Source organism: Bacillus solimangrovi, from assembly GCF_001742425.1.
Taxonomy (GTDB): Bacteria; Bacillota; Bacilli; order Bacillales; family Bacillaceae_N; genus Bacillus_AV; species Bacillus_AV solimangrovi.
In genome coordinates, this window is the sequence record NZ_MJEH01000055.1 from 88,206 (window position 1) to 99,504 (window position 11,299).

14 protein-coding genes are annotated in these 11,299 nt (G+C 35.1%); 6 read left to right on the forward strand and 8 right to left on the reverse strand.

All coding sequences use genetic code 11. The features are described from left to right. Positions 1-96: 96 nt before the first annotated feature. The 6 genes from fabF to BFG57_RS19490 all read right to left on the reverse strand — a co-directional run bounded on the left by fabF (position 97) and on the right by BFG57_RS19490 (position 5,168). Complete coding sequence (fabF, locus tag BFG57_RS15350) at positions 97-1,338, reverse strand: beta-ketoacyl-ACP synthase II (protein ID WP_069718366.1); 1,242 nt, start codon at positions 1,336-1,338, stop codon at positions 97-99. A 91-nt stretch (positions 1,339-1,429) separates the two neighbouring features. After that, the gene (locus BFG57_RS15355; RefSeq protein ID WP_069718367.1) at positions 1,430-2,362 is read right to left on the reverse strand and encodes a beta-ketoacyl-ACP synthase III; all 933 of its coding nucleotides are present in this window, start codon (positions 2,360-2,362) and stop codon (positions 1,430-1,432) included. Positions 2,363-2,588: 226 nt separating this feature from the next. After that, the gene (locus tag BFG57_RS15360) at positions 2,589-2,780 is read right to left on the reverse strand and encodes a ComZ family protein (RefSeq protein WP_217627937.1); all 192 of its coding nucleotides are present in this window, start codon (positions 2,778-2,780) and stop codon (positions 2,589-2,591) included. Positions 2,781-2,854: 74 nt separating this feature from the next. Then, positions 2,855-3,814 (reverse strand): BMP family ABC transporter substrate-binding protein, encoded by a 960-nt coding sequence (locus tag BFG57_RS15365; protein ID WP_069718423.1) that lies wholly within the window; start codon positions 3,812-3,814, stop codon positions 2,855-2,857. Between the two features lie 332 nt (positions 3,815-4,146). Further along, a complete protein-coding gene (locus BFG57_RS15370; RefSeq protein WP_069718368.1) occupies positions 4,147-4,884 on the reverse strand; it encodes an alpha/beta hydrolase family protein in 738 nt (245 codons plus the stop codon). Between the two features lie 149 nt (positions 4,885-5,033). Continuing rightward, positions 5,034-5,168, reverse strand: a complete 135-nt coding sequence (locus BFG57_RS19490) for a hypothetical protein (protein ID WP_281186705.1) — start codon at positions 5,166-5,168, stop codon at positions 5,034-5,036. A 276-nt stretch (positions 5,169-5,444) separates the two neighbouring features. On the opposite strand from BFG57_RS19490, the gene BFG57_RS15375 reads away from it, so the two are divergent. From BFG57_RS15375 to rarD, 5 genes are all read left to right on the forward strand, one after another. Continuing rightward, on the forward strand, positions 5,445-5,618 hold the full coding sequence (locus BFG57_RS15375; protein WP_069718369.1) for a YjzD family protein: 174 nt from the start codon (positions 5,445-5,447) through the stop codon (positions 5,616-5,618). 141 nt (positions 5,619-5,759) lie between these two features. Further along, a complete protein-coding gene (locus BFG57_RS15380) occupies positions 5,760-6,059 on the forward strand; it encodes a hypothetical protein (RefSeq protein WP_069718370.1) in 300 nt (99 codons plus the stop codon). Between the two features lie 123 nt (positions 6,060-6,182). Further along, on the forward strand, positions 6,183-7,127 hold the full coding sequence (locus BFG57_RS15385) for a nucleoside hydrolase (protein WP_069718371.1): 945 nt from the start codon (positions 6,183-6,185) through the stop codon (positions 7,125-7,127). 133 nt (positions 7,128-7,260) lie between these two features. Continuing rightward, complete coding sequence (locus BFG57_RS15390; RefSeq protein ID WP_069718372.1) at positions 7,261-8,415, forward strand: alpha/beta hydrolase family protein; 1,155 nt, start codon at positions 7,261-7,263, stop codon at positions 8,413-8,415. A gap of 129 nt (positions 8,416-8,544) precedes the next feature. Further along, the gene (rarD, locus tag BFG57_RS15395) at positions 8,545-9,456 is read left to right on the forward strand and encodes an EamA family transporter RarD (RefSeq protein ID WP_069718373.1); all 912 of its coding nucleotides are present in this window, start codon (positions 8,545-8,547) and stop codon (positions 9,454-9,456) included. A gap of 87 nt (positions 9,457-9,543) precedes the next feature. On the opposite strand, the gene BFG57_RS15400 is transcribed toward rarD, so the two are convergent. Further along, positions 9,544-9,723 (reverse strand): YjzC family protein, encoded by a 180-nt coding sequence (locus tag BFG57_RS15400; protein WP_069718374.1) that lies wholly within the window; start codon positions 9,721-9,723, stop codon positions 9,544-9,546. 438 nt (positions 9,724-10,161) lie between these two features. On the opposite strand from BFG57_RS15400, the gene BFG57_RS15405 reads away from it, so the two are divergent. Further along, positions 10,162-10,983, forward strand: a complete 822-nt coding sequence (locus BFG57_RS15405) for an undecaprenyl-diphosphate phosphatase (protein WP_069718375.1) — start codon at positions 10,162-10,164, stop codon at positions 10,981-10,983. 65 nt (positions 10,984-11,048) lie between these two features. Here the strand turns inward: BFG57_RS15405 and BFG57_RS19095 are convergent, their stop codons facing one another. After that, positions 11,049-11,207, reverse strand: a complete 159-nt coding sequence (locus BFG57_RS19095) for a hypothetical protein (RefSeq protein ID WP_175428369.1) — start codon at positions 11,205-11,207, stop codon at positions 11,049-11,051. Between the last annotated feature and the right edge of the window lie 92 nt (positions 11,208-11,299).

Below are 11,299 nucleotides of genomic sequence, written 5' to 3' on the forward strand. Positions count from 1 at the left end.
GTTTGTTTAGTTTAAAAAAACATCCCATTCGTTCGTTTGCACTAAATATATAATTATAGAAAAGCACCTGAACGTATTCAGGTGCTTTTCACGACATTACCCATTATATTTTTTAAATACTAGTGTAGCGTTGTGTCCACCAAAACCAAGTGAGTTGCTTAATACCGCATTAACTTCTTGCTTACGTGCTTCATTTGGTACATAGTCTAAGTCACACTCTGGATCAGGTGTCTCATAATTGATAGTCGGTGGCAATACAGAATCTGTAATTGCTTTAACTGAGAAAATAGCTTCAATTCCACCAGCAGCACCGAGTAAGTGACCTGTCATCGATTTAGTTGAACTAATTGCAAGTTTGTTCGCATGTTCACCAAATACTTCTTTAATTGCCATCGTTTCAAATTTATCATTATATTCTGTACTTGTACCGTGAGCATTCATATAGTCAATTTGTTCAGGCTGTAATCCTGCATCTTCAATTGCTTGTCTCATTGCTCGAACACCACCTTCTCCTCCTGGAGCTGGTGCGGTAATATGGTGTGCATCTCCAGTAGCACCATATCCAACAATTTCAGCATATATTTTTGCACCACGTTTTTGAGCATGCTCTAATGATTCAAGCACAAGAATTCCAGCGCCTTCTCCCATTACGAAACCATCACGATTTTTATCAAATGGTCGACTTGCTTTTGTAGGATCGTCACTGAACGAGAGTGCACGTGCTGTACTAAATCCAGCAACAGCCATTGAAGTAATCGGTGCTTCCGTTCCACCAGTAATCATCACATCAGCGTCACCTCGTTGAATCACTTTAAATGCATCACCAATTGAATTTGCCCCTGAAGCACATGCAGTTACTGTACAAGAATTAATTCCTTTTGCACCTAACGCAATAGATACTTGGCCAGCAGCCATATCAGGGATCATCATCGGAACGAAGAACGGACTTACGCGTCGATATCCTTTCTCCTGAAAGATATTAAACTGCTGTTCGTGTGTTTCCATTCCACCAATGCCTGATCCGATCCAGACACCAGTACGTGGAGCGATTTCTTCAGTAATTTCTAAATTTGCATCTTTAACAGCTTCAAATGAAGCTGCCATTGCAAATTGTGTGAAACGATCCATCTTACGAGCTTCTTTTCGATCCATGAATTCAGTTGGATCAAAATCTGTAGCTTCTGCAGCAACTTTTGCAGGGAACTTGTCAGCATCCACTCTCGTAAGCATGCCTATACCTGAATCACCATTTAAAATACGTGCCCATGTCGTCTCTACATCGTTTCCGAGGGGTGTCACTGCTCCTAAACCTGTAACTACTACACGTTGTTTTTCCATATATTATGACTCTCCTTCTATTTTAAAATAAATACTATTTTCAATATATATTAGACATTAGAACTACCACTTCAATTAAATAGGTATCCGTTTATCTACCCCAACGTAATGCAATAGCCCCCCATGTGAGACCACCACCAAAGCCAACCATTACGAGTACGTCATCATCCTTAATCTTTCCATCTTCAATTTCTTCCATAAGGGCAATAGGTATCGACGCTGAAGAAGTATTTCCATATTTATGGACCGTTTTAGACATTTTCTCAATTGGTAATTCAAGCCGTTGTCTAGACGCTTCCATAATACGAATGTTTGCTTGATGAGGAATTAAGAAATCAACATCTTCTTTCGTTAACCCTGCTTTATCTAATACATTAAGAGCAGATTCACCCATCTGACGCACTGCAAACTTAAACACTTCTCGGCCATTCATTTTGATAAATTCATCTTGATATAAATGTTGTGTCCCAACACCATCTGCTCCAAGCTCAAATGAAAGAATTCCTCGACCATCTGATACTGGTCCTATAACCGCAGCTCCTGCTCCATCTCCAAACAACACTGCTGTGTTTCTATCTTCCCAATCTACGATTGATGATAGCTTTTCAGCGCCAATAACGAGAACATTTTTGTACACACCATTCTGAATAAATTGCTGTGCAGTAATCACACCGTACATGAAACCAGCACATGCAGCACTAAGGTCCATTGCTGCTGCATTCTTCGCACCTAAGCGCTCCTGTACATAACAAGCGACAGATGGAAAAGGATGATCAGGTGTGACAGTTGCAATGAGAATTAAATCAATATCTTTCGCATCTACATTCGCATTTTCCAAAGCTTCTTTTGCAGCATAATAAGACATATCCGATGTCTTGATATCATCATTGGCAATTCGCCTTTCCTCAATCCCTGTTCGAGAACGAATCCACTCATCTGATGTTTCAACCATTTTTTCCAAATCTTGATTAGTTAAGACTCTTTCAGGTAAATAACGTCCCATTCCTAAAATACCAACATTCATAGGAACATCTCCTTTTCAAAATAAAGATTCACTTAATATAAGTGAACGATATCAATACTACAACATATAAAAAACATATTATTTTTAGAAGTAATTATTATGACTTGGTACTAATTTTATATGAAATTACTTTATGAATCAAGAAACTCATCTTCTCGGATGAACAAATTTTTAAAAAAATATAAAAAAAACAGAAAAGGATTCATCCCTTTCTGCTAAAAAATCTTTACTCTTTTTCCTTAAGAGCGTCTTCATGTCCGAGTTCATAAGCATCGCTCATAACTTTCATTAACACTTCAAGCATCGGTTGAATATTGTCCATACTAACTTCGACACCACTTTGTTCAAGCATGCCTTTTGCTTCAGGTAAGTAATTCATTGCGATCTGCATAAATTTCATATTTCGTTCTTGATTCAATTCGTTCACCCCATCTATAATGTTTAGATTCTTAAAATACTACTATTCCAATTATAAAATCAAGATGTTAATCCTCATTCATTAGGTAATTGCTGCATTAATTTATAATGTTCTATCATGTCTTTTAACTTTAATTGATAGTCCTCTGGCACTTCAGGGCTAAACTGTCCCATAGAAATAGCACCATCTTGGAAATCCACAAGTATTACGCCTGATTCAAGCTTTTCAGTCATATATTTCTCGGCAACATCCTTATACACATAACTGACATGCTGAATTGTACTCGTTAATACAGTTGCTTCCCCTAGATCAGATTGCTCAGAAATAAATCCAATCGCATATAAACCTTGATCCTTTACTTTATTAATAATAGGTATATTAAACATATCCCCTGCTGGATAAAATACGTCAGCACGTTCCTTTATTAATTCATCTAAATAATAAATAGCTTCATCTGTACCTGCCCAATCATATGTATAATCTATAGATACTTTTATATCAGGTTTCTCATACTTAGCCCCAGCTACAAAACCTTGGATTTCTGGCTGCCACTCAAATGCAGCAATTACTCCAATATGATTTGTTTTCGACATCTTTGCAGCCACCATGCCCCCAAAGAAACCCATCGCATGTGAATTAAACTTAATGCTTACCACATTATCAGCTGTCTCATCACCATTAAAGTAGACAAATTGTATATCTGGGTACTTATCCTGAAAGGCAATAAAAATTGGACCGTACTCAATTCCATGACCAAAAACGAGCGATACACCCTTCTCCTGAAATTCTTTAATAGCTTTTTCTGCCATTGCTATCGTTTTGATATTCTCTTTATAATATACATCAACACCTAAATCAGATTGTATTTTCAACAATCCTTTATAACCTTTATCTCCCCATACAGGTTCGTTAATGGTTTCAGGAACGAGCATTCCCACTTTAACACTATTAGAATTTATAGATTCAGATGAGCAACCTACTAGAAGAAGCATAAAACTTATCCCAGTAATTATACTCAGCAATATCGTTTTCATCGCCACATATCGTTCCCCCTCATGTCTATTGCTTCTTGCATCGACAAACACTCACCTTATTAATCTTATCTGCAAACAAGGTATTTAGCACGAATTGGCAGTAAATAGACTCATAACCTTTAAATGATATTTTACCTTGATTATATTTCGATTAAAAGTAAGAAAAAGGAATACATATTATAATACTATCGTTTCTACTTGAAAATATATGCGACTTTTCGTAAATGATGAATATATGTACTTTATTAAATACTAGTTTTCAACTCTCATATAATCGTATAAATCACAAATCATTTGATAAAAAAACTCCCTTCTAAAAAATAGATGGGAGCCTATAATTCATGTTCATTACTCTCAAAAAATCGAATTAGAGCATCACTAACTGCAAAGCGTTTCTCAAACATGTGTAATGATAACATGATAGGATGACCTAATGCCTTTCGATGTGCTTCGTAAACACGACTATGTTGACGAACAGGATAATTAGTACGATTCGTAGCATGCCATATCTTTAATGGAACTGTATTCTGATACGTCTTTAAATCAAACAAATCAATTACACTTGAAAAATCTTCACCTTCTGTAAGAGCATAACCTTCTTTTATTTCAGTAATGATTCGCTTATAGAACACACGGTTTTCTTTTTCATTTTGCAAATAATTTTTCAGGTCAATTAAAGGACTTAAGAAAGCAGCGCTTCTTATCGTTTCAGGCGTTCTTTCCATTAACTTCATTGCTGGTAGTGCACCCATTCCTTCTGCTAACAAATGAATCCTCGAATTTAAAATAACCGTTCTCATCATATACGCGTTTAAGCGACGCAAATATTCAAACGTTTTATCACTACCCCAGTGCCTACCATATAAATTTGAATAAAATACAGTATAACCTTGCTCACAAAGTAATTCGATTAAACGAAAACGCTCTAAATTTTGTATCCATAAACTCGTTTCCTCGTCCACATAATGATTAACATCTCCGATAATAAGAATGGCAAATCCATTAGGTTTTTCTGGGAAATGGACTACATTCCACTGATCACCAAAAGAAAAAAATTTTGTCGCTTCCATTATAATTTCCCCTCTGTCTTTCAACAACGCTCATATAATCCCTACTCCTGTATTCATGTTAACTACAGTTATGCGTTGCTGAACTTATATACAATAACTTTCTATTAATATATGTTCGTTACACGAAAGAGCAAGGGGGTATGCCTAATTTATCCATCACTAAGCTGTGAAATTGGCGATTCTAATTCTTTAAGTAACGTTTCAATCGTTTGCTGGCCGAAATCTGTCAGATTTGCCTCATCTTGTTCAAGTAACGCCTTCAATTCTTCCCATTTTTCATTCATGCTGTATCCCCCTTTCACAAAATTACTATTAATTAATATTGTTACTAAAATTTATGAATTCCATACAAAACAAATGTTAAATCATTCATCTATTAACTGTTACAGTTGAAAATACGTTACTTAAATAGTATGCTTTAATTAAGTAAGCGTTTACATTATAATATTCTTCTATATCTACTTTCTTCCTTGTTAAATTATTTGAATTTTTATTTCTAATTTAAAAACGCTTGTGGTATGATAATCTTAAAAAGTGGTATTAATTGAGGTGAAGAGACGATGCGTTATTTTTGGACTTTCTTTTGGGCATTTTTATTAAGCCAAATGATTACATATGTTGTATCAAACATGCAAGGAGCAAGCTATAGCTTTACAACAGGACTTATTTTCTCTGTTATTTTAACGCTTACTGTAGCTATACTTGGTGATGGCTTGTTAACTGATGAAGCTTAATAAAGTAAGGTAGCACTTCGTTTAATTCGGTTATATTAAACGATATATTTTTAATATTATACTACCTTAACTTAAAACAACCCTTCAATTTCATTTAATTGAGGGGTTTTACTATCTTCCAACATTGAAAGGAGAATGATTGTGTCAAACACATCCAAAGAATTACACCTACCATTACAACCTTTTATGATGAAGCTTGGGTTTAGTATCGCAGCTTCATACGGATTATGGTTCATTGCAGCACTAACTAGTGGTGAAGACATCGGAAAACAAATCGGAGGATTATTATTTGGCGGAGTGCTCACGATTTTATTTTTTCTTTTCACTAAACTAGGTATATCCACAAAAGGTAAAAAAATCGTAATTGCTACGCTTATCGTAATTGCAGTTACGTCATATGTTTTCGCCTTCGTCATAGGTAGCTCAAATGGTGGACATTAACTATGAACATTCAAACACCCTGGAATAGGGTGTTTTTTCTTTTCCAAAATCCTCTAAAATAATCACTTCATAACAAAGCTAAAGTTGAATATACTGTCATATAGCCTGTCTGGAGGAGAGTACATGAAAAAATTATTAATATTTACTGACATTGGTGTTGATGATAGTTTTGCACTCATGTATGCATTATTACATCCTGAACTTGACGTTGTTGGCATCGTTACTGAATATGGGAATATTTCACAGCAACAAGCTATGCAGAACGCCGCTTACCTGTTAAAAGTCGCTAACCGTAATGATATTCCAATCATAGGAGGTGCCCAGCACCCCCTTAGTGGTGAACATCCTAAAAGTTATCCTAACATACATGGAGTGCACGGATTAGGTGACCTCGTCCCCCCTAAAACCTTCGATAAAGATCTAAACAATTTCAATCTAATCTTTGAATTAATTGAATCGTACCCTAATGAATTAATTATCGTAAATTTTAGCAGATTAACTTCTTTAGCTATGGGTTTTATTTTATCCTACAGTACGATGAAGCTTGTCAAACGTTATTACATTATGGGGGGAGCATTCTTAATTCCTGGAAATGTTACTGCGTTAGCGGAAGTGAATTTCTATAGTGACCCTATTGCAGCCGATATTGTTATGTCAATGGCACATGATATCTATTTATATCCTTTGAATGTCACTCATTATGCTCTAATTAACGAACTTAATATCAAGTATCTCTATGAACAAAATGCAAATTGTTTCGCTTCAATAATCCCTTCAATTTATTCCTTCTACTTTAATGCATATAAGAAAGATTACCCAATGATACAAGGCGCTCCTATGCATGATCTCGTATCTATAAGTGGCGTTACAAATCTCTCTATTTGCCAATATGTTCAAAAACCTGTCACGATACAACAAGATGGTGAAGCTAAAGGTGTTAGCATCGCTGACTTTCGTCCTTGGATAGAGCCAGATTCAGACGCTAATACAAAAATTGCAGTCACTTTAGATTATGAACTTTTCCAGCGAAATTTTTTAAATTCAATGCTCACACCTTTAAATAATTGAACATGTTAAAATATTTAAGATGTTCTAAAATTATACATTTATTAACTAATCGGTTCATTGAGAAAAATCATGTTTCATCTCATTAAATTGTACTATATGGATAAGTTCATATTTTTTAAAAAGGAGATATACGATGATTACATTCGATTATCCGGTCGGTTATCATGACTTTCATAAAACTAAAATTATCAATTATCAAATGAACCGATGGTATTCAATGGGCTATACTAGAAAGGAAGATATGATTGACGCTTCTAATAAGATTCGTAAGCTAGAAGACTGGAAAGAGGAAATGGTTAAACAGGCTAATAAAGCACTTTCTGAAAATCGTCTCATGAATGCAACATTTTATTATCGAGCAGCTGAATTTTTCACCCACCCAAATGACCCTGACAAAATTACACTTTACGATACTTTTATTAATATGTTTTATAATGACCTTTTTGCAGATGAACCTATTGAAAGGTTTGAAATACCTTATGATGACGGATATTTACCTGCAATGAGATTGTCTGCAAATGATGCAATAAAAAAAGGGACGATTGTCATACATGGTGGATTTGATTCATTTATGGAAGAGTTGTATTCAATGGCAACTTACTTTTCCCATTTAAATTATGAAGTTATCTTATTTGAAGGTCCTGGCCAAGGAAAAGCTTTAAAGAAATACAGCTTTCCTTTAAATTACAAATGGGAAGAACCTACAAAGGCCATACTAGATTATTTCGATCTAGATAATGTCTCTTTGCTAGGGGTTTCTATGGGCGGATGGTTATGTTTCAGAGCGGCTGCATTTGAACCTAGAATCAATAGAGTCATTGCTCACAGCATTGCTTACGACTATATGAAGATCCCTCCACCAATTGTAGAGAAATTCGCCTTATGGTTATTCAAATATCCAAAGCTTATGGATTGGATGGCTGACTTAAAAATGAAGGTGATGCCACAAGAGAAGTGGGGTACAGATAATTTAATGTACATTACAAAAACAGATACTCCACTTGAAGGTGGTATGGCACTATTAGAATTTAATGCAGAGCACTTAAAATCAGAACTTGTTACACAAGATGTACTCATATTAACTGGGACAGAAGATCACTTCATTCCACTGAAAATGCATAATCTTCAAGTTCAAGCACTTGAAAATGCCAATTCAATAACTGAACGAATTTTCACGCGAAAAGAACACGCACATAACCACTGTCAAGTCGGTAACTTCGGATTAGCTCTTAAAGTTATCGCAGATTGGCTCGAGGAACTAGAATCAAACAACTCAAACTTAAAATAATCAAACTTAACTTAATAAAACTGTGACTTCACTCTTATCAATTTAATATTATAATCAACCCTTTTATTGCACGAATACTAGTTGTTGTCTACAATAGGAGTTATTCTTGTTTGAAAAGAGTGATACTCATTGAATCAATATAAAATCGGAATATCGTATACGGTTATAGCTTACGTCCTTTGGGGTATACTTCCTTTGTATTGGAAACTCCTCGAGCACGTTCCAGCAAGTGAAATTCTTGCTCACAGAATTGTATGGTCATTCTTGTTTGTATTATCGATTATTATTTTCAGAAAAAGATATAAAGCTTTTATCCAATTACTCAGAACTTTAATAAAACACCCAAAGAAAATGGCGGCTATATTGCTTGCAGGTGTATTAGTGAGTGGAAACTGGTTTATATATATTTGGGCAGTTAATACCAACCATCTCGTTGAAGCTAGCCTCGGTTATTACATTAACCCACTTCTTAGTGTATTACTAGGTGTGGTCGTTTTACGTGAGAAGTTATCAATCTCGCAAATGATATCGGTTCTTCTTGCAGCAATTGGTGTTATGATTTTAACAATCCAATACGGACAAGTTCCATGGATTGCAATATCTTTGGCATTAAGCTTTGCATTGTATGGATTAGCAAAAAAATTAGTTCAGCTCGACTCTATGTTTGGTCTCGCGATTGAAACATCGATTGTTACTCCAATCGCACTCATCTTTTTAGGGAGTAAACAAATTCAAGGGACAGAGCTTTTCTTCTCTAACTCTGTTACTACTGTACTCTTACTAATTGGTTGCGGGATTGCAACAGCAATTCCTTTACTATGCTTCGCTGAAGGAGTAAAACGAATTCCCCTATCAATGAATGGTTTCTTTCAATATATCGCACCTACAATAAGCCTCTTAATAGGCGTTTTCTTGTTTCAAGAAGAGTTTACAAAAGTACACCTAGCAAGCTTTATGTGTATATGGTTTGGTCTTATTATTTATACAGTTTCCAATTTGAACATTGGTAAACAAAAAGATAAGAAAACTCTAACTGCATAAAATACAATTCAGTCTAAAAGTTCAGTTCTTCCTTCTCAAATTTTACGTAATGAGCACCTTTCATAATGATGAAAGGTGCTCTAACTATTATGGTTTACGTTTATACGTCCACTTCCGATTATGGTTGGCCGTTTCTGGAAAACGATCCCCTGTCTTTAATTCAATTTGTTGCGGCGATTTCACCATACTTCCTGTTTCACCGATCTCAACGTACATCCCATTATTCGGTGCTTTATCACCTGGATTAAATTGTCTTCTCTGACCCATTTTGTTAACCTCCTTTTTACTTAACATGCCCTTGCCAACTGAATTTAATGAGTGAAATTCATATAACTTGTCCGTTTCGAATACAATTGATTGTGACCTTTGAAACAGATCAGGTTATTGCTAGTACATCATATATTTAAGCCATTTCATGTAATAATAATGATTGGTATTGTCTTTATCACGCGTCAACTAAATCTAAGACCTCCACTAATCAAAGTTTCACATTATCCTCTAAAATACTCTTTACAGTCGAACCAATCTAATGTTTAATGAAACAGATATGAATATTTTTCATTTTATATAGTAGGAATCGTATGTTAATTAATTATAAAACAGCATCACTGAAGGTTATTGCTATCATTTAGAGGACGTACTAATAAAGCAAGATTTTTACAGAGTAAGAAACGGTACATGTTTTTAATGAGATGGAGGATGAACATGGATTTAGAAAAAGGATTTGAATTACTAAAGTTTTTATTATTAGGTATTTTCCAAGGATTCACAGAACCGATACCTATTTCATCAAGTGGACATTTAGGACTTGCTCAATACTATTTCGATATTGACCTACCTGGATTTTCTTTTGAATTATTTGTAAACTTCGCATCATTAATTGCTGTGTTAATCATTTACCGTAGTGATTTGATTCGTCTTACTGTTAATGGGCTTTCGTACATAACGAAACGAGATGAGAAATCAAAAGCTGATTTCCTATTCATCATCTATCTCATAATCGGTACAATTCCAGCAGGAGTAATTGGTGTTTTATACGGAGATTGGATCGAATCGATGTTCGATGATGGCGTTAAAATGATTGGTGCTATGTTACTTGTAACAGCAATTGCACTTTTTCTTATTCGAAACTTGCGCGGTCATAAGGGCGATCGTCAATTATCTATTAAAGATGCATTAATCGTTGGATTAGCACAAGCAATCGCTCTTATTCCAGGCATCAGTCGCTCAGGCGCAACGATTGTTGGAGCAATGGCGATTGGTATGAAACAAGAAACTGCATTACGCTTTTCATTTTTACTATACATTCCTGTAAGCGTTGGTGGTGTATTACTAGGTATTAGTGATCTTTTAGAAACACCTAATTTAAATGAATTGTTTATTCCTTATACAGTTGCATTCATCGGCTCACTTGTCGCTTCATATTTTTCTTTAAAGTGGTTTATGAATGTTATGGCTAAAGGCAATCTAATCATCTTCTCTATTTACTGTTTTGTCGTTGGGGGACTCGTTGTATTATTCTCATAAACAAAACCATCAGTGTGCTGTTCTTTCATCAGCCACTGATGGTTTTATTTTTCACGTCATATTCTTTATAGCTTGTTTCTCTCTTCGATCTCTTCTTCAGATGGCAATGGGTCAACTTTACTAGCTTCTGGCATCACTGCATACCCCTTACTGAGCGACCAATAATACAACGCAAATACAAACACAATAATCACCGCTGATATGACTGAAACCATTATGATCATGCTGTTCTCCCCCTCGAAAACGTACTTATTTAAATTAAAGTTTTTCCATTAAGATAAGTCAATAGAAATGACATAGTTGTTAAAAAAGGTTC

Excerpts from the sequence above, each read along its gene's own strand:
- fabF (WP_069718366.1), bottom strand. The coding sequence starts at position 1,338 with ATGGAAAAACAACGTGTAGTAGTTACAGGTTTAGGAGCAGTGACACCC.
- BFG57_RS15355 (WP_069718367.1), bottom strand. The coding sequence starts at position 2,362 with ATGAATGTTGGTATTTTAGGAATGGGACGTTATTTACCTGAAAGAGTC.
- BFG57_RS15365 (WP_069718423.1), bottom strand. The coding sequence starts at position 3,814 with ATGAAAACGATATTGCTGAGTATAATTACTGGGATAAGTTTTATGCTT.
- BFG57_RS15370 (WP_069718368.1), bottom strand. The coding sequence starts at position 4,884 with ATGGAAGCGACAAAATTTTTTTCTTTTGGTGATCAGTGGAATGTAGTC.
- BFG57_RS19490 (WP_281186705.1), bottom strand. The coding sequence starts at position 5,168 with ATGAATGAAAAATGGGAAGAATTGAAGGCGTTACTTGAACAAGATGAG.
- BFG57_RS15375 (WP_069718369.1), top strand. The coding sequence starts at position 5,445 with ATGCGTTATTTTTGGACTTTCTTTTGGGCATTTTTATTAAGCCAAATG.
- BFG57_RS15385 (WP_069718371.1), top strand. The coding sequence starts at position 6,183 with ATGAAAAAATTATTAATATTTACTGACATTGGTGTTGATGATAGTTTT.
- BFG57_RS15390 (WP_069718372.1), top strand. The coding sequence starts at position 7,261 with ATGATTACATTCGATTATCCGGTCGGTTATCATGACTTTCATAAAACT.
- BFG57_RS15400 (WP_069718374.1), bottom strand. The coding sequence starts at position 9,723 with ATGGGTCAGAGAAGACAATTTAATCCAGGTGATAAAGCACCGAATAAT.
- BFG57_RS15405 (WP_069718375.1), top strand. The coding sequence starts at position 10,162 with ATGGATTTAGAAAAAGGATTTGAATTACTAAAGTTTTTATTATTAGGT.
- BFG57_RS19095 (WP_175428369.1), bottom strand. The coding sequence starts at position 11,207 with ATGATCATAATGGTTTCAGTCATATCAGCGGTGATTATTGTGTTTGTA.